This is a genomic window from Burkholderia sp. HI2761, from assembly GCF_002223355.1.
Lineage (GTDB): Bacteria > Pseudomonadota > Gammaproteobacteria > Burkholderiales > Burkholderiaceae > Burkholderia.
In genome coordinates, this window is record NZ_NKFN01000003.1 from 100,544 (window position 1) to 116,279 (window position 15,736).

19 protein-coding genes, 1 tRNA gene and 1 pseudogene are annotated in these 15,736 nt (G+C 63.6%); 16 read left to right on the forward strand and 5 right to left on the reverse strand.

The window, feature by feature from the left end; all coding sequences use genetic code 11:
- Nucleotides 1–66: 66 nt before the first annotated feature.
- From CFB46_RS05945 to tatC, 5 genes are all read left to right on the forward strand, one after another.
- On the forward strand, nt 67–459 hold the full coding sequence (locus CFB46_RS05945; RefSeq protein ID WP_089499496.1) for a DUF4870 family protein: 393 nt from the start codon (nt 67–69) through the stop codon (nt 457–459).
- Between the two features lie 31 nt (nt 460–490).
- A complete protein-coding gene (locus tag CFB46_RS05950) occupies nt 491–856 on the forward strand; it encodes a histidine triad nucleotide-binding protein (protein WP_011546602.1) in 366 nt (121 codons plus the stop codon).
- A gap of 94 nt (nt 857–950) precedes the next feature.
- Complete coding sequence (tatA, locus tag CFB46_RS05955) at nt 951–1,181, forward strand: Sec-independent protein translocase subunit TatA (RefSeq protein WP_006751795.1); 231 nt, start codon at nt 951–953, stop codon at nt 1,179–1,181.
- Nucleotides 1,182–1,207: 26 nt separating this feature from the next.
- Nucleotides 1,208–1,741: a Sec-independent protein translocase protein TatB gene (gene tatB, locus CFB46_RS05960; RefSeq protein WP_089499497.1), complete on the forward strand. Its 534-nt coding sequence runs from the start codon at nt 1,208–1,210 to the stop codon at nt 1,739–1,741.
- 41 nt (nt 1,742–1,782) lie between these two features.
- A complete protein-coding gene (gene tatC / locus CFB46_RS05965; RefSeq protein WP_027783362.1) occupies nt 1,783–2,571 on the forward strand; it encodes a twin-arginine translocase subunit TatC in 789 nt (262 codons plus the stop codon).
- 204 nt (nt 2,572–2,775) lie between these two features.
- On the opposite strand, the gene CFB46_RS05970 is transcribed toward tatC, so the two are convergent.
- On the reverse strand, nt 2,776–3,981 hold the full coding sequence (locus CFB46_RS05970) for a Do family serine endopeptidase (RefSeq protein WP_006494427.1): 1,206 nt from the start codon (nt 3,979–3,981) through the stop codon (nt 2,776–2,778).
- 21 nt (nt 3,982–4,002) lie between these two features.
- Here CFB46_RS05970 and CFB46_RS05975 point away from each other — a divergent pair, with 21 nt between their 5' ends.
- From CFB46_RS05975 to CFB46_RS06005, 7 genes are all read left to right on the forward strand, one after another.
- On the forward strand, nt 4,003–4,749 hold the full coding sequence (locus CFB46_RS05975) for a Nif3-like dinuclear metal center hexameric protein (RefSeq protein WP_089499498.1): 747 nt from the start codon (nt 4,003–4,005) through the stop codon (nt 4,747–4,749).
- Nucleotides 4,750–4,967: 218 nt separating this feature from the next.
- Complete coding sequence (gene petA / locus CFB46_RS05980; protein WP_027783364.1) at nt 4,968–5,588, forward strand: ubiquinol-cytochrome c reductase iron-sulfur subunit; 621 nt, start codon at nt 4,968–4,970, stop codon at nt 5,586–5,588.
- Nucleotides 5,588–6,970 carry a cytochrome b gene (locus CFB46_RS05985; protein WP_089499499.1) on the forward strand — a complete coding sequence of 461 codons (1,383 nt, stop codon included), beginning with the start codon at nt 5,588–5,590 and terminating at the stop codon, nt 6,968–6,970. The genes petA and CFB46_RS05985 overlap by 1 nt, the downstream gene beginning before the upstream one ends.
- Nucleotides 6,971–6,991: 21 nt before the next feature.
- Entirely contained in the window at nt 6,992–7,750 is a 759-nt protein-coding gene (locus CFB46_RS05990; protein WP_089499500.1) for a cytochrome c1, read from the forward strand.
- Nucleotides 7,751–7,844: 94 nt separating this feature from the next.
- Nucleotides 7,845–8,456: a glutathione S-transferase N-terminal domain-containing protein gene (locus CFB46_RS05995; RefSeq protein ID WP_006400565.1), complete on the forward strand. Its 612-nt coding sequence runs from the start codon at nt 7,845–7,847 to the stop codon at nt 8,454–8,456.
- Nucleotides 8,457–8,526: 70 nt separating this feature from the next.
- Nucleotides 8,527–9,048: a ClpXP protease specificity-enhancing factor gene (locus tag CFB46_RS06000; RefSeq protein ID WP_027809263.1), complete on the forward strand. Its 522-nt coding sequence runs from the start codon at nt 8,527–8,529 to the stop codon at nt 9,046–9,048.
- A gap of 19 nt (nt 9,049–9,067) precedes the next feature.
- A tRNA-Thr gene (locus tag CFB46_RS06005) sits at nt 9,068–9,143 on the forward strand.
- Nucleotides 9,144–9,293: 150 nt separating this feature from the next.
- On the opposite strand, the pseudogene CFB46_RS06010 reads toward CFB46_RS06005, so the two are convergent.
- Nucleotides 9,294–9,520 (reverse strand): annotated as a pseudogene (locus CFB46_RS06010) (phage tail protein); the annotation flags it as partial.
- Between the two features lie 530 nt (nt 9,521–10,050).
- Here CFB46_RS06010 and CFB46_RS06015 point away from each other — a divergent pair.
- Together CFB46_RS06015 and CFB46_RS36840 are read left to right on the forward strand one after the other, a co-directional pair.
- Entirely contained in the window at nt 10,051–10,533 is a 483-nt protein-coding gene (locus tag CFB46_RS06015) for an RICIN domain-containing protein (protein ID WP_089499501.1), read from the forward strand.
- Nucleotides 10,534–10,619: 86 nt separating this feature from the next.
- The gene (locus CFB46_RS36840; RefSeq protein ID WP_373558181.1) at nt 10,620–11,246 is read left to right on the forward strand and encodes a hypothetical protein; all 627 of its coding nucleotides are present in this window, start codon (nt 10,620–10,622) and stop codon (nt 11,244–11,246) included.
- 69 nt (nt 11,247–11,315) lie between these two features.
- Here CFB46_RS36840 and CFB46_RS06030 read toward each other — a convergent pair whose 3' ends face one another.
- Nucleotides 11,316–12,050 carry a LytR/AlgR family response regulator transcription factor gene (locus tag CFB46_RS06030; RefSeq protein ID WP_089499502.1) on the reverse strand — a complete coding sequence of 245 codons (735 nt, stop codon included), beginning with the start codon at nt 12,048–12,050 and terminating at the stop codon, nt 11,316–11,318.
- 1 nt (nt 12,051) lies between these two features.
- Nucleotides 12,052–13,137 carry a sensor histidine kinase gene (locus tag CFB46_RS06035; RefSeq protein WP_089499503.1) on the reverse strand — a complete coding sequence of 362 codons (1,086 nt, stop codon included), beginning with the start codon at nt 13,135–13,137 and terminating at the stop codon, nt 12,052–12,054.
- A gap of 329 nt (nt 13,138–13,466) precedes the next feature.
- On the opposite strand from CFB46_RS06035, the gene CFB46_RS06040 reads away from it, so the two are divergent.
- Nucleotides 13,467–14,009 carry a hypothetical protein gene (locus tag CFB46_RS06040; RefSeq protein WP_089499504.1) on the forward strand — a complete coding sequence of 181 codons (543 nt, stop codon included), beginning with the start codon at nt 13,467–13,469 and terminating at the stop codon, nt 14,007–14,009.
- A gap of 314 nt (nt 14,010–14,323) precedes the next feature.
- Nucleotides 14,324–14,527, forward strand: a complete 204-nt coding sequence (locus CFB46_RS06045; RefSeq protein WP_027783368.1) for a hypothetical protein — start codon at nt 14,324–14,326, stop codon at nt 14,525–14,527.
- Nucleotides 14,528–14,586: 59 nt separating this feature from the next.
- Here the strand turns inward: CFB46_RS06045 and CFB46_RS06050 are convergent, their stop codons facing one another.
- Entirely contained in the window at nt 14,587–15,387 is an 801-nt protein-coding gene (locus tag CFB46_RS06050) for a transporter substrate-binding domain-containing protein (protein WP_089499505.1), read from the reverse strand.
- Nucleotides 15,388–15,736: the final 349 nt, after the last annotated feature.

Below are 15,736 nucleotides of genomic sequence, written 5' to 3' on the forward strand. Positions count from 1 at the left end.
CAGGCCCCGCCGCGGTGGCAACAGTGCGGTAAGCTGTAAGAATTGTCATCTAACGGGGGTAGCATCATGAACGATACGTCGAACCAGTTTCCGACGCCGGCGGTGCCGGGAGCAGCGGATGCCGAACGCCTGAACGGGCTGCGCACGCTGACCCACGTGCTGTACGGCCTCTATGCGATTCACTGGCTGACGGGCGGCGTCACGGGCATCATCGCGATCATCATCAACTACGTGAAGCGCGGCGACGTGGCCGGCACGCCGTACGCCGATCACTTCGAGTGGCAGATCCGCACGTTCTGGCGCGCGCTGATCGCCTACGCGATCGGGTTCGCGCTGATGTTCGTCGCGATCGGATTCGTCGTGATGTTTGTCACATGGATTTGGACGCTGTACCGTATCATCAAGGGTTGGCTGTACCTGAACGACAACAAGACGCTCGATCCGCAGGCGTGGTTCTGACCGGCCGCGCGCGGGCGTTTGCAGGAGCAACATGAGTCACGATCCGAATTGCCTGTTCTGCAAGATCGCGGCAGGCGAGATCCCGAGCACGAAGGTGCACGAGGACGACGAATTCGTCGCGTTCCGCGACATCCGCCCGGCGGCCGACACGCACGTGCTCGTGATTCCGCGCCGGCACCTGCCGACGCTGTCGGCGGCGAGTGAGGCCGATGCGCCGATGCTCGGCCGGCTGATGCTGCTCGTCGCGCGTCTGGCCGACCAGCTCGGGGTCGCGTATACGGGCGGCGAAACCGGTTTTCGCACGGTGATCAACACGGGACCGGGCGGCGGGCAGGAGGTCTACCACCTGCACGCGCATATCCTGGCCGGCCCGCGCCCGTGGCAGCGGATGGGTTGACGGCGCGGGGCGTTTCCCCGCATCCGATGGTCGAAGCCGGCGCGTTGCCGGCGATTTGCGCCGCATGGCGGCGTGGTTGAGGAGAGGTTTCATCATGGGTGGATTGAGCATTTGGCACTGGCTGATCGTGCTGCTGATCGTCGCGCTGGTTTTCGGTACGAAGAAGCTGCGCAACATCGGCAACGACCTCGGCAGCGCCGTGAAGGGTTTCAAGGACGGCATGAAGGAAGGCGAAACGCCGGCGGACGCGCAGCAACTGCCGCGTACGGGTACGGTCGACGTCAACGCGAAGGAAACGACGCGTTCCGATTCGAACAAGGCGTAACGCCGGTACGCTGACAGGCATTCGCGATGCTGGATCTCGGTCTTTCGAAGATGGCGCTGATCGGCGTCGTCGCGCTCGTGGTGCTCGGCCCCGAGCGCCTGCCGCGCGTCGCGCGTACGGCAGGCGCACTGTTCGGCCGCGCGCAGCGGTACATCAACGACGTGAAGGCCGAGGTCTCGCGCGAAATCGAACTCGACGCCCTGCGGACGATGAAGACCGATTTCGAATCGGCCGCGCGCAATGTCGAGACGACGATTCACGACAACCTGCGCGAGCACGAGAAGGACCTGAACGACACGTGGCATTCCGCGGTCGGGGGCCTTAACGAGGCTTCCGGCGATGCCGGATCGTACGGTTCCGATACGCCGGCGGCGCCGTCGTGGCGCGGCGGCAGTTCGGCCGCGCCCGCGCCGAAGCGTCGCAACTGGCGCATCAAGCAGGCGGCGACGCCTGTCTGGTACAAGCGCGCGACGACCCGCCGCACGCACGTGCAGTCGGGCGCCGCGCGTGTCGCGCGCCACCAGCCGGCCAGCCTGCGCCGGCCGACGCGCTTCTTCTGAGCCGAGCGCATGCTCGCTCGTCAATCCTACCGAGGGCCGGTGTGAGCGACCCCCAGCAGAACCCGGGCGACGCCCCGGAAGAAACCTTCATTTCCCATCTCGTCGAGCTCCGCGATCGCATCATTCGCGCGGGGCTGGCCGTGATCGTCGTGTTCCTCGGGCTCGTCTACTGGGCGCCCGACATCTTCAGGCTGCTCGCGCGGCCGTTGATGGAGAACCTGCCGAAAGACGGCAAGATGATCGTCACCGACGTCACCGGCTCGTTCTTCGTGCCGATGAAGGTCACGATGCTCGTCGCGCTCGTGATCGCGCTGCCGATCGTGCTGTACCAGATCTGGGCGTTCGTCGCGCCGGGGCTGTACCAGCACGAGAAGAAGCTCGTCACGCCGCTCGTCGGCAGTAGCTACGTGCTGTTCCTGTGCGGGATGGCGTTCGCGTACTTCCTCGTGTTCCCGACGATCTTCCGCGTGATGGCGCACTACAACGCGCCGCTCGGGGCCGAGATGACGACCGACATCGACAACTACCTGAGCTTCGTGCTCGGGATGTTCATCGCGTTCGGCGTCACGTTCGAGGTGCCGATCGTCGTCGTGCTGCTCGTCCGGATGGGCGTGCTGTCGCTGAAGAAGCTGAAGGAGATGCGCCCGTACGTGATCGTCGGCGCATTCGTGGTCGCGGCGGTCGTCACCCCGCCGGACGTGTTCTCGCAATTGATGCTGGCGCTGCCGCTGGTCGTGCTGTTCGAGATCGGGCTGCTGGCCGCGCGGTTCTTCGTGCCGAAGAAGCCGGTAGAAGAAGGCGAGGCGGGGAACGGCGAAGCCGCGGGTTGACGGCGCGGCGCCGGGCGGCTTTCCGGGCCAGGCCGGATTGGCCCGGTACCGCGGTGGGCCGGCCGGCGCGTGGCAAAGCCACCTTCCCGGCATCAGACATCGCTTGAAGCAAAGCAACAGGGCAGCCAATCGGCTGCCCTGTTTCATTTCCGCATCGCGTTGCGTTGCGTCGCGACCGGCAGGCGGTGCGCCGCCCGCCGCGCCTCATTCGCTGTCGCTGTCCTGCTCGTCGAGCGTCTGCTTCGGCGGCGGCGGACGCTTGCCGATCACGACGTTCACGTCGAACTGCTTGCCCTTGCGCACGACGTGCACCTTGGTCGGCGTGCCCGGCTTGATTTGCGCGACGACGTTCAGCAGCTTCGTCGTGTCGGTGATGTCCTCGCCGTTGACGCTCACCAGGATGTCGCCCGGCTTGATGCCGGCCTTGTCGGCCGGGCCGCCCTGCAGCACGCCCGCGACGATCGCGCCCGATTTCTGCTGGAGCCCGAACGACTCGGCGATTTCCGGCGTGACGTCCTGCGGCTCGACGCCGATCCAGCCGCGCGTGACCGAACCCGTCGTGATGATGCTTTCGAGCACCGTGCGCGCGGTCGAGACCGGAATCGCGAAACCGATGCCGAGCGAGCCGCCCGAGCGCGAGTAGATCGCCGTGTTGATGCCGAGCAGGTTGCCGTTCACGTCGACCAGCGCGCCGCCGGAGTTGCCGGGGTTGATCGGCGCGTCGGTCTGGATGAAGTTCTCGAACGTGTTGATGCCGAGGTGGTTGCGGCCGAGCGCGCTGATGATGCCCATCGTCACCGTCTGGCCGACGCCGAACGGGTTGCCGATCGCGAGCACGACGTCGCCGACGCGCGACTGGTCGGAGCGGCCGAGCGTGATCGTCGGCAGGTTCGTCATGTTGATCTTCAGCACCGCGAGATCGGTTTCGGGATCGCTGCCGATCACCTTCGCGGTGGCCGTGCGGCCGTCGGCGAGCGCGACTTCGATCTGGTCGGCGCCGTCCACGACGTGCTGGTTCGTTAGAATGTAACCTTCAGGGCTCACGATAACGCCGGAGCCGAGGTTGGCGGCCGGCTCGTCCTGCTGCTTGCGGGCGTTGCGGTCGCCGAAGAAGTAACGGAACAGCGGATCCTTTGCGCGCGGGTCGGGCGGCAGCGAGCCGTCCTTGCTGGAGAACACGTTGACGACGGCCGGCATCGCCTTCTGCGCGGCTTCGGCATACGACGTGGTCGCCGGTGCGCCGCCGATGCCCGGCGCGACTTCGCGCAGCGCGACGATCGGCGTCGCGAGCTGCTTGCCGAGCTGTCCTTGCCGTTGCAGCCATTGCGGCTTGAGCGTCACGACGATGAACATCAGCGCGAGCAGTACGGTCACCGCCTGCGCGAAGAACAGCCAGAAGCGTCTAAGCATCTGAATGGATTAGAGGTTTATATGGATCGGATCGAACTTGAATTGTACTTGAACAATACCCTTGAAACCGTGCGCTTCAAGGACTATTGCCCGAACGGCCTCCAGGTCGAAGGGCGCCGCAAGATCGAGAAGATCGCCACCGGCGTGACGGCGTCGGTCGCGTTTCTCGAAGCCGCGCTCGAATGGGGGGCGGATGCCGTGCTCGTCCATCACGGCTATTTCTGGCGTAACGAGGCGCCGCAGATCACCGGCCGCAAGTATCAGCGTCTTAAGCTGCTGCTCGCGAACGACCTGAACCTGTTCGCGTTTCACCTGCCGCTGGACGCGCATCCCCAGTTCGGCAACAACGCGCAGCTCGGCGAAAAGCTCGGCCTGATCGGCGAGCAGCGTTTCGGCGAAGGCGACCTGGGCTGGATGGCGACGCTGCCGATGCCCGTCACGCTCGAGCACTTCGTCGCGAAGGTCGAGCGCACGCTCGGCCGTACGCCGCTCGTGCTCGGCGATGCGGACACGCAGCTGCGCCGCATCGCGTGGTGCACGGGCGCCGCGCAGAGCTATTTCGACGCGGCGATCGAAGCCGGCGCGGACGTGTTCCTGACCGGCGAGGTGTCCGAGTCGACCACGCACACGGCGGCGGAGAGCGGTGTCGCGTTCGTTGCGGCGGGGCACCATGCGACCGAGCGCTACGGAATCCAGGCGCTGGGGCGCCACTTGTCCGAAGAATTCGATCTCGAACACCTTTTTATCGATATTCATAATCCGGTCTGAGCGACGGATTTGCGGCGGCGCATCGAAATTTCTCAATGTAGCGAATGCTTAAAAGAGAAATGATTTAATCGCTCCGATAGTGGGGGATAACCCTTAACTATCAAACACTTCGAAGGGATTTTCATCTCCGGGCCTTGTAAATGACGACTCCATTCGCGCAAACTAGCGGCGGAATGAAAAGTCGTGACGGAAAATCCAACTCAGAAGTGGGGCGTGTGATGCGAGACAAGGAAGAGAAACGCGTCGACAGCGGCCGCCGTACCTGGCTGATTGCGACATCCGTAGCAGGTGGCGTAGGAGGCGTAGCCACCGTCATACCTTTCGCGGCGTCGCTTGCGCCGTCCGCGAAAGCGAAAGCGGCCGGTGCGCCGGTCGAGGTCGACATCAGCGGCCTGAAGCCCGGCGAAATGTTCACCGTGCCGTGGCGCGGCAAACCCGTCTGGATCCTGAATCGCACCGATTCGATGCTGGCCGACGTGGTCAAGGCCGACAAGGAAGTGGCCGATCCGACCACGAAATCCCCGTATTCGATGCCGTTGCCCGCGTATTGCGCCAACGAATATCGCGCGCGGACCGATCGCAAGAACATTCTCGTCGTGATGGCCGTGTGTACGCACCTCGGCTGCACGCCTAGCCAACGCTTCACGCCGGGTCCGCAGCCGAACCTGCCGGACGATTGGCCGGGCGGTTTCCTGTGCCCGTGCCACGGTTCGACCTACGACCTCGCCGGCCGTGTGTTCAAGAACAAGCCGGCGCCTCAGAATCTCGACATCCCGCCCTATATGTTCACGTCGGCGACGACCCTCGTGATCGGCAAGGACGAGAAAGGAGAAGCGTGATGGCCGCCGACAACAAGGAAGTCTCCACGACAGGTTTCACCGGCTGGATCGACCAGCGCTTCCCGCTCACGTCCACCTGGAAGAAGCACGTATCCGAGTACTACGCGCCGAAGAACTTCAACTTCTGGTACTTCTTCGGCTCCCTCGCGCTGCTGGTGCTCGTCAACCAGATCGTCACGGGCATCTTCCTGACGATGAACTACAAGCCCGACTCGACGCTCGCGTTCACGTCGGTCGAGTACATCATGCGCGAGGTGCCGTGGGGCTGGCTGATCCGCTACATGCACTCGACCGGTGCATCGATGTTCTTCGTGGTCGTCTACCTGCACATGTTCCGCGGGCTGCTGTACGGGTCGTACCGCAAGCCGCGCGAGCTCGTGTGGATTTTCGGCTGCGCGATCTTCCTGTGCCTGATGGCCGAGGCGTTCTTCGGCTACCTGCTGCCGTGGGGCCAGATGTCGTTCTGGGGCGCGCAGGTGATCGTGAACCTGTTCTCGGCGATCCCGTTCGTCGGCCCGGACCTGTCGCTGTGGATTCGCGGCGACTACGTGGTATCAGACGTCACGCTGAACCGCTTCTTCGCGTTCCATGTGATCGCGATTCCGCTCGTGCTGGTCGGGCTCGTCGTCGCGCACCTCGTTGCGCTGCACGAAGTCGGGTCGAATAACCCGGACGGCATCGAGATCAAGGCGAAGAAGGACGAGAAGGGCATCCCGCTCGACGGCATCCCGTTCCACCCGTACTACTCGGTTCACGACTTCCTTGGCGTATGCGTGTTCCTGATGGTGTTCGCGCTGATCGTGTTCTTTTCGCCGGAGATGGGCGGCTACTTCCTCGAGGCGAACAACTTCGTCCCGGCGAACCCGCTGCAGACGCCGCCCGAGATCGCGCCGGTCTGGTACTTCACCGCGTTCTACGCGATGCTGCGGGCGACCACCGACCCGTTCAAGATCGTGCTGATGATCGTGATCGTGCTGCTCGGCGTGCTCGCACTGATCCGTGCGCGCGGCAAGTGGAAGGTCGGGTTGCCGGTGCTGGCCGCCGCGATCGTCGTGTTCATGTACCTGACGGAGTCGAAGTTCTGGGGCGTCGTGGTGATGGGCTCGGCGGTGATCACGCTGTTCTTCCTGCCGTGGCTCGACCGCAGCCCGGTGAAGTCGATCCGCTACCGGCCGCTGTTCCACAAGGTGTTCCTCGGGATCTTTGTCGCGGCGTTCCTGACCCTCGCGTTCCTCGGCACGCGGCCGCCATCGCCGGCGGCGACGCTGATCGCGCAGGGCTGTGCGTTGATCTACTTCGCGTTCTTCCTCGGCATGCCCGTCTGGACGCCGCTTGGCACGTTCAAGCAGCCGCCGGAACGGGTGCGCTTCAAGCCCCATTAACGTGAGCGAGGAGAGAACGACATGAAGAAACTGCTTTCGACACTCGCGCTGATCGGGGCGACCGCCTGTGCGCTGCTGGCGGCGCCGGCCGTGCGGGCGGAGGGTAATTTTCCGCTCGACCGGGCGCCCGATAACACGGAAAATCTCGTTTCGCTTCAGCATGGCGCGCAATTGTTTGTAAACTATTGCCTGAACTGCCACAGCGCGAACCTGATGCGCTACAACCGTCTGACGGATCTGGGCATATCCCAGAAGGAGATCGAAGCGAATCTCCTGTTCACGACCGACAAGGTCGGGAACACGATGTCCGTCGCGATGCGGCCCGACGACGCGAAGAACTGGCTCGGCACCACGCCGCCCGACCTGTCGGTCGAGGAGCGCGCGCGCGGCCGCGACTGGCTGTATACGTATCTGCGGAGCTTCTATCGCGACGATACGCGGCCGACCGGCTGGAACAACGCGGTGTTCGAGAACGTCGGCATGCCCCATGTGTTGTGGCAACTGCAGGGGCAGCGCGTAGCCAAATTCGAAGACAAGACGGACGAGGAGACGGGCGAGAAGGTCCACACGCTCGTCGGCTTCCAGCAGGTCACGCCGGGCACGCTCTCGTCGCCCGACTACGATGCTGCGGTGGCCGACCTGGTGGCCTATATGACATGGATGTCCGAGCCGGCCCAGCAGACCCGCAAGCGTCTCGGCGTGTGGGTGCTGATCTTTCTCGGTGTCCTGACTTTCCTGGCCTGGCGGCTGAATGCCGCGTACTGGAAAGATATCAAGTAAACACGCCTGACCGGCGTGGGGCCGGCGTAAGGCGGAACCCGTGAAAGGGGTTTCGCCGCGTGCCGGCCCTCGGCTTTTTTGAGGAAACGCAAATATGATGGTTCTGTATTCCGGCACAACTTGCCCGTTCTCCCAGCGTTGCCGGCTGGTGCTGTTCGAGAAGGGCATGGACTTCGAAATCCGTGACGTCGACCTGTTCAACAAGCCGGAAGACATTTCGGTGATGAACCCGTACGGTCAGGTGCCGATCCTGGTCGAGCGCGACCTGATCCTGTACGAATCGAACATCATCAACGAGTACATCGACGAGCGCTTCCCGCATCCGCAACTGATGCCGGCCGACCCGGTGCAGCGCGCACGTGCGCGCCTGTTCCTGCTCAACTTCGAGAAGGAACTGTTCGTCCACGTCAGCACGCTCGAGAACGAGAAGGGCAAGGCGGCGGAGAAGAATCACGAGAAGGCCCGCCTCGCGATCCGCGATCGCCTGACGCAGCTCGCGCCGATCTTCGTGAAGAACAAGTACATGCTCGGCGAAGAGTTCTCGATGCTCGACGTCGCGATCGCACCGCTGCTGTGGCGCCTGGATCACTACGGCATCGAGCTGTCGAAGAACGCCGCGCCGCTGATGAAGTATGCCGAACGGATCTTCAGCCGCCCGGCCTACATCGAAGCACTGACGCCGTCCGAAAAGGTCATGCGTCGTTAATGTTGCAATGAAGGCATGACGGAGCGGCGGCGCGGCGTGCCGCGCGCCCGCTCCGGGTTCGAGGATTGTGATGCAAGAGATTTCAACGAAGCCTTATCTGCTGCGCGCGTTGTACGAATGGTGCACCGATAACGGTTACACGCCGCATATCGCGGTGAGGGTCGACAACTCGACGCGCGTGCCGCGTCAGTTCGTGCGTGACGGCGAGATCGTGCTCAACATCAGCTTCGAGGCGACGAGCCAGTTGCAGATGGGCAACGAGTGGATCGAGTTCACGGCCCGGTTCTCCGGGAAGGCGCACAAGATCGAGATTCCGGTTGCCAACGTGCTCGCGATCTATGCGCGCGAGAACGGGCAGGGCATGGCGTTCCAGGTCGATGCGGTCGCAGGCGAAGGCGAGGATTCGGGCGCGTTCGATGACGATGCCGTGCCGGCCGATGACGCGCAGCGTGACGAGTCCGTATCGCCGTTGGCGCCCGTCGCCGACAGCGGCGCGAACGAGGAGCCGTCCGAAGGTGCCGACGAACCGCCGAAAACCGACGGCGACGGCTCGAAAGGCGGCAGCAGACCTCGCCTCAAGATCGTGAAATGAGGTAGAATCTCGCGCTTACGCCGGCTTAGCTCATCTGGTAGAGCAGTTGATTTGTAATCATCAGGTGGCGGGTTCGAGTCCTGCAGCCGGCACCAATACCGAAGCGGGTCCCAGAGATGGGGCCCGCTTTTTTTTGTTCTACAAAAGTGCGCACGTTCTACAAACGACAAAAGGCATGTCGAGATGTCGAAAGGTAAGCAGTGCCCGTGAGTTTCCGTCACCTTATTCCAGATCGGCATACAGGCGTAGCCGGCATCGGTGTTCGTGTCTTGCAGGTCCCACGTCGCGGCTGATGCCGGTGACGCCGTTCACTACGTCGTTCGAGATCGTCTTGTGCCAGCCGGTTTCTCATCGATCTTTGCGCGCATGCCGAGCGCGCGGTCGCCCAAATGATGTCCTCGGCGTCGATCGCCGTGTTCCAGTTCACGAAGTCCGGCCAGCTCGTCATCAGTTCGCGCTGACCGAAGTTCGCGCCAGCTCGGCAGCCATTGATCTCAATGACGCGTACGCCGTGGTGGTAATTAGAAGGCATGCAATCTTCCGGAAGTGAGGCTCCGAAAGATTGCCTTCCGCGCGCGCGGAGATCACGCGCGAGAGGTTGTGCAGCGGCTAGGCACAACCATTTTCGCGGTAGGAACTCCGCGGCGATGAACGACTGCGGCGAGCATGCGCCCCGCCGCACCTAGTAGATGAGCGTTTGCCGAAGAACAACAGGCAAGTCACCGGTCGCAACCGGGGGGTTACGAAACTGGAATGCGGCACGGGAATTATGTATTCCATCCTCGCCTGCGTCGAATATTGAATCGGTCTCAATTTTCTTTGGTGTGTAATCAAGTGTAATTGAGCATCAGAGGCTATTCATCTAATTTATATCCAGGTGAGCACCGGTACGGGTAACTCGCCGATACCTTTGAATCGCGGGTCGCTCCGGACTTGTATTTCAAGGGTGAATTTAAGGTTGACAATGTTGATTATTTTCGAAGCTATCTTAGGGGAAATATCATGAGCGACGTGGTAATCGAGTTCACCGCGGACCTGAGCCGCTGTATCGGAGTTAAGCCTGACTCTAGCGAGGGTGGCTTTGTAGGTCCAGGCTCGCCGTTAGAGCTACGCTCTCTGACCGACCCGGTGGTACTAAACGTATGGAATTTTAATGCTACCCTCGGGGCCTTTATTCTGGATTTCACCGACATTCCAGGCGAAAAGAGGTTGGCGATCGATTTTGCCGGAGGAAAGGTCGCTGCCGAAACGCCCCTCGTCGTGAATTACTATACCGGTGCGATATCTCAGCGGTGGAGCCTCACTATGCGTCCGGGATATATCACATCGCTAGCAAACCGGAATCTCGTGATGGACGATCATTTCGACAGTTTGCAAAGCAACAACGTGATTTGGGCGTATCCCTATAACGGGACGCAGGCGCAGCGATGGACAGTGCGTAAGTTGTTGGATGCGGTAGCCGCCAAAGCGCCTCGATACGCGTAATTGTTTCATTTTGGCCACGGTCGCCACCATCCCGGCCGAAATTGCCATCGCGTCGCATCAGAAGGGGCCATCTGGCCCCTTCGTATATGAGCGAATTACTTGGCGCGCCGCCATTTAAGCGTGGCTTTACCCCGTTATCAACACGCAGCAATGTGCAGGGTGTCGAACTCACTCAGGCGTGCGGTCGCGACCTGGTGATAGGCCGGCGCTCTTCGCCGCGGGAGGAACGTGCCCGACCCGGCGAAGGGGGCCAGGACGACGCCGCCGGTTGGCGACAGACGCACGACGTCGCGCGCGAGCTGCGCGGACTTCTCAGTCATGTGGCGCTTCGGTGTGCCAGGCGTTCCGAGAATACGCCCGGCAACATCAACGAGCTGTCGCAGTCGCTTGCGGCGACCGCGAGCGGTCCCGCGCGGGCGCGTGCCGTCGCCGCGTTTCTCGCCCAGCATCCGGACGTGTTCGGATCGTTCAAGACCGCGCACGACTCGGCATACCTGTACTATCCCGGGCATGATCACGGTCCGGATGCGGTGCGTACGTCGCAGGCGCTCCCAGTCGGGCAGTGTGTTTCCGAGTTCAATTACTCGATCGACCCGAGCCATGCCCAGTGCGTCTCCGGGCAGCGAATTCGGGCATACAGCCTGTCGTTCATCAAGGACAAGGGACGCGTGATGCTGCGAACGGGCGTGCTCGGACTCGACTCCTGCAATTGAACTGCGCGCCGCCGTACGGAATCGTGCCCTGCCGCATCTGTCGGGTAAGCGGCATGGCGGCAGATAGCATCACATCTGCCTGAACAATCCCGCATACGCGCGACTGACCGGCAGCATCTCCCGCTGCCCGTGCACGCGAATCCGCAACCGCCCTAACAGATCGCGCTCGATACGATCGATCGCTGCATACGCAACGATCACGCCGCGATGCACTTGCGCGAACCGCTCCGGATCGAGCCGCTGCATCAACTCCTTCAACGGCGTGCGAATCACGAGCCGCTCCCCGGCCGTGACAATTTCCGTGTACTTCTCCGATGCCTGGAAATACAGCACGTCGTCGACCGGTACGAGCCGCGTCGCATTCTTCACGCCGACGGTCAGCCAGCGGATCGGCGCGGCATCGCGCACTTGCGCGGCCTGCGTCAGTGCGTCCGCATACGCGTCGGCCGGCCCGCCACGCTGAAGCTTTGCGATACAGCGCAGCAGCCGATCGTCCGTCACCGGTTTCAGCAGGTAATCGACCGCCGAGCGATCGAACGCATCGACCGCATATTCGTCGTAGGCCGTGACGAACACGACATGCACGCCCGGCACCAGCGCAGCGAGCTTTAACCCGTCGATGCCGGGCATCCGGATGTCGAGAAACGCGATGTCCGGGCGCGGCGACGCGTTCAGCGCGGCCAGCGTTTCGACGCCGTTGCGCGGCATCGCGACGATCTCCAGTTCGGGCCAGAGTTGCCGCAGCCGCTGCGCGAGCGACGCTGACAGGTTTGGTTCGTCGTCGGCGATGAGGGCGGTCGGCATGTCAGTCGAGTGGAATCAGCAGGGTCGCGGTGACGCCGTGCGCGGTACCGGCATTCGTTTCGACGGCGACGCGGCCGCGTTCGCCATGCAGCGTCCGGATACGCGCGGCGACGTTGGCGAGCCCCACGCCGCCGTGCAGGCGCGAGCCGCCTTTGCCGAGGCCGACACCCGTGTCGATCACGTTCAACTCGAGCATGCCGCCTCGCATCCTGCCGCGAATGACGATTACGCCCCCGTCGAGCGACGGCTCGATGCCGTGCAGCAGCGCATTCTCGACGAGCGGTTGCAGCAGCAGCGGCGAGAATGGCAGTGCGTGCAGGTCGGCCGGCACGTCGATTGTGTACGACAGCCGCTCGCCGAGCCGGATCGATGCGATCTTCAGCAGCGCGTCCACGAGTTCGAGTTCCTCGCCGAGCGTCGACGTCGTATCGCGGGTGCGCCGCAGGCTGGCGCGCAGGTAGCGGTTCAGGCTGTCGAGCATCGTCGAGGCACGGGCCGGATCGCGTTCGATCAGGCTCTGCACGTTCGCGAGCGTATTGAACAGGAAATGCGGTTCGATCTGCGCCTGCAACAGCGCCAGGCGTGCGGCCGTCTCGGCCTGCCGGGCTTCGGCGGCTTCGCGTCGCTCGGTTTCGAGCGTCGCGCGCATGCGCATCGACTGCAGGAACAGCGACACGCACACGAACAGCACGGCCGACACGAGGAACGACGGCCCGTAGTTGTCCCATGTTCCGATGCGGGCGTGCCCGAACGCATGCGGCACATTCCCGCTGATGATCGCCGCCGCGATCTCGAACCCGACGAACACGCTGGCCGGTGCGATCACGACGGCCTTCAACGCGAGCCCCGGTTTGCGCGGCAGCAGCCGGTCGGCGGCGCGGCTGAACAGCAGCGCGCAAAACCCGATCGCGTTGGCAACGACGAGGTACGGCAACAGCGGTTCGCCGACATGCACGACCCAGAAGCCCACCCCGACAGCCGAGTTGAAGCATGCGAACGCGAGCAGCGTGAGCGGGCCGCGCAACCGCTTCGGTATGGCGCCGGCAGGCGACTGCGGGATCGGCGAAGGGGCGGACGTGGCTCGCATGGTGTCGGGTAAGGGGCGCGTGACGCGGATGGCGTGACCTTAGCGCGGGATCGGCCGGCTGTGCGAGCGTTGCGACGAACGGCGCGCGGCTTCGACGGAGCGCTTCGGCAGCAGACGATTGGCCGGTTTCCGTCATGAGTGTAGTGGAACGGACGGGCGGAAGGACACCGGGCGGCGCGGGCTTCGCGCCGTGCACGGAACGCCGAGCGGCCATCGGCTCGACACGCCCCTCGTCCGCGCATTCGGGCCGCTCGTCGCAAGCCCTGCCGCGTGTCGCGCCTGCGCAGTACGGTGTCGCCGTGTCCACTCCGATCAGGCGACCCCCGACCATGTCCGCGCTCTTCCACCTGAAGCCTTACGTGTACGTGATGTTCTGTGTGCTGCTCTATATCGGCATCAAGCGCTGCGTCCCGCGCGAGGTGCCGGCCGCCCGCCCGCTGGTTTCGCCGGTCGCGTTCGGGGTACTCGGCATCGTCAACCTGAACGGGCTCTTTCCGCATGCCGGTATCGAGGCGAACGCGATCGCGCTGGCGGCCGTTCTCGGTGGTGCGTCATTGGGCTGGCTGCATGCGGGCCGATGGCGGCTCGCGTACCGTGCGGCGCCGTCCGGCCTGCGCGTGCGTCTGCCGGGCGACGCGAGCCTGCTCGTCACGCTGATGCTGACTTTCGTCGCCGAAACCTGCCTGCATTACGCGGTCGCCGTGCGCGCGCCGTGGGCGGCGACGGGCGACTTCGTGATGCTATCGTTCGCGGTCTGGGGTGTGCTCGTCGGGATGACGCTCGGGCGCGCGGTGAACGTGGTCGTGCGCTGCATGCGTCATGCGAGCGGATCCGGCGGAAGCGGTTTCCCGTATCCGGTTGACTCGCGGTGAAGGGCGCGAACGCGATGCGGATCGCCGTCGGCCGGGTCGTATCGGGCGAAAGCGGCAGGTAAGGCGTGTCGTTTCGCCCCCGTTTCGCTGTCACGGCAGCGTCACGGTGCACCCCTAACGTTACGTTCCCGTCGCGGCGACATCGCCTGATCGGGACTGCGCGCAACCTGCCGGCGACGACGTGCCCGCGTCGCCGGCAGACACAACCGGGATCTCGCTCCCGGCACCGCAGCGGTATATATCGCACCATTCCATTTGAGAACACGATCGACGCCGGTTCCGACCGGATCGCGGACGATCAGGAGACACGAACCATGCTGAGCCCGCATGAATTCTCGATGCTGCTGCGCATTGCGCGTGCGCCGGACAGCGTCGATCAATCGAATCCCGCTTTCGCCGTGCTGGTCGAGAAGCGGTTGGTGGACCCTACGCAGGTGCGCGTGAATGCGGTGGCCGTGCGCCCGGCGCTGACGCCGATCGGCCAGATGCTGCTGGCGCGCTTCGACGAAGCGGCCTGAAAGGAAGCGTCACGCCTTCATCGAGACGAAGGGCGTGACGCGTTGAAACACCGCCCCGCTTACTGCGCGACCGGCACCGTCACGTCGCTGCCGAACCAGTGCGTCGAGATCTTCTTCAGCGTGCCGTCCTTGCGCAGCGACTCGAGCGCGTCGTTGATCGCCTTCTCGAACTTCGGGTTGCCCTTGCGGAACGGGATCGCCATTTCCTGCTTGCCGCCGTTCAGCACCGCCCCCGCGCGCAGCGGCAGGTTCGACGTCTTGATCATGTACGGCAGCATCAGGCGGTCGTCGAGCGTCGCCTCGATGCGGCCCGCGGCGAGATCGCGCAGCTTCTCCGGCGCGCCCGGATACGTCTGCACCTCGATGCCCGGCACGGTGCGCGCCATCTGGTCGTAGTTGGTGCCGAGCGTCACGCCGAGCTTCTTGCCCTTGAAATCGTCGAGCGACTTGAAGTTGCGCGTGTCGTCCTTGCGCTGGATCAGCTGCGCGGCCGAGTACGTGTACGGTTCGCTGAAGTCGAGCGCTTCCTTGCGCTGCGGCGTGATCGTGACCTGGTTGACGATCACGTCGAACTTGCCGGCCTGCAGGCCCGCGATGATGCCGCTCCATTCGGTCGGGATGAACTGCGTCTTCACCCCGAGCTTGCCGGCGACCGCGTTCGCGACGTCGACGTCGAAGCCTTCGAGCTGGCCGGACGTGCCGCGCGAGTTGAACGGCGGATACGTGCCTTCGAGGCCGACGCGCAGCACGCCGGCTTTCTTCACGGAATCGAGCAGGTCTTCCGCGTGCGCGGCAACGGCCGTGAAGCCGAGGGCCGACGCGAGCAGCAGGCCCGACAACAGGAACGTCGAACGTTTCATCGTAGATCTCCAGTGTGCAGCGTTGTGTAATGAGCGCAGAGCGCCGGTCGGGACCGGCTGGGCCGGAATACGGGCACGTAGACACTACTCGCAACCGAGCCTTACCGGAAGTCGAAGTGGCCCTGATTGCAATCGATTTCATGGGGAGAGGCGACTGGCTTCCGGTGGCGTGGACAGGAATCGGCTCCGATTGGGGCGAGCAATTCGGTGAGCAGTCCCGCTCGAATATTTTCCGATTGCACTCGAAATGTTCTTTTAAATCAGGTCATATTTCAGGTTCGTTCCGTAATTTATCTGTAAAATCGCGCGAGCGGAATCAAACGCCGGCGCCATCCGAGGGCGCGTCAAA

What these genes read in the sequence shown, in the direction of transcription:
- CFB46_RS05945 (WP_089499496.1), top strand. Translation starts at nt 67, where the DNA reads ATGAACGATACGTCGAACCAGTTTCCGACGCCGGCGGTGCCGGGAGCA.
- CFB46_RS05950 (WP_011546602.1), top strand. Translation starts at nt 491, where the DNA reads ATGAGTCACGATCCGAATTGCCTGTTCTGCAAGATCGCGGCAGGCGAG.
- tatA (WP_006751795.1), top strand. Translation starts at nt 951, where the DNA reads ATGGGTGGATTGAGCATTTGGCACTGGCTGATCGTGCTGCTGATCGTC.
- tatB (WP_089499497.1), top strand. Translation starts at nt 1,208, where the DNA reads ATGCTGGATCTCGGTCTTTCGAAGATGGCGCTGATCGGCGTCGTCGCG.
- CFB46_RS05970 (WP_006494427.1), bottom strand. Translation starts at nt 3,981, where the DNA reads ATGCTTAGACGCTTCTGGCTGTTCTTCGCGCAGGCGGTGACCGTACTG.
- CFB46_RS05975 (WP_089499498.1), top strand. Translation starts at nt 4,003, where the DNA reads ATGGATCGGATCGAACTTGAATTGTACTTGAACAATACCCTTGAAACC.
- petA (WP_027783364.1), top strand. Translation starts at nt 4,968, where the DNA reads ATGCGAGACAAGGAAGAGAAACGCGTCGACAGCGGCCGCCGTACCTGG.
- CFB46_RS05985 (WP_089499499.1), top strand. Translation starts at nt 5,588, where the DNA reads ATGGCCGCCGACAACAAGGAAGTCTCCACGACAGGTTTCACCGGCTGG.
- CFB46_RS05990 (WP_089499500.1), top strand. Translation starts at nt 6,992, where the DNA reads ATGAAGAAACTGCTTTCGACACTCGCGCTGATCGGGGCGACCGCCTGT.
- CFB46_RS05995 (WP_006400565.1), top strand. Translation starts at nt 7,845, where the DNA reads ATGATGGTTCTGTATTCCGGCACAACTTGCCCGTTCTCCCAGCGTTGC.
- CFB46_RS06000 (WP_027809263.1), top strand. Translation starts at nt 8,527, where the DNA reads ATGCAAGAGATTTCAACGAAGCCTTATCTGCTGCGCGCGTTGTACGAA.
- CFB46_RS06015 (WP_089499501.1), top strand. Translation starts at nt 10,051, where the DNA reads ATGAGCGACGTGGTAATCGAGTTCACCGCGGACCTGAGCCGCTGTATC.
- CFB46_RS36840 (WP_373558181.1), top strand. Translation starts at nt 10,620, where the DNA reads ATGAGCGAATTACTTGGCGCGCCGCCATTTAAGCGTGGCTTTACCCCG.
- CFB46_RS06030 (WP_089499502.1), bottom strand. Translation starts at nt 12,050, where the DNA reads ATGCCGACCGCCCTCATCGCCGACGACGAACCAAACCTGTCAGCGTCG.
- CFB46_RS06035 (WP_089499503.1), bottom strand. Translation starts at nt 13,137, where the DNA reads ATGCGAGCCACGTCCGCCCCTTCGCCGATCCCGCAGTCGCCTGCCGGC.
- CFB46_RS06040 (WP_089499504.1), top strand. Translation starts at nt 13,467, where the DNA reads ATGTCCGCGCTCTTCCACCTGAAGCCTTACGTGTACGTGATGTTCTGT.
- CFB46_RS06045 (WP_027783368.1), top strand. Translation starts at nt 14,324, where the DNA reads ATGCTGAGCCCGCATGAATTCTCGATGCTGCTGCGCATTGCGCGTGCG.
- CFB46_RS06050 (WP_089499505.1), bottom strand. Translation starts at nt 15,387, where the DNA reads ATGAAACGTTCGACGTTCCTGTTGTCGGGCCTGCTGCTCGCGTCGGCC.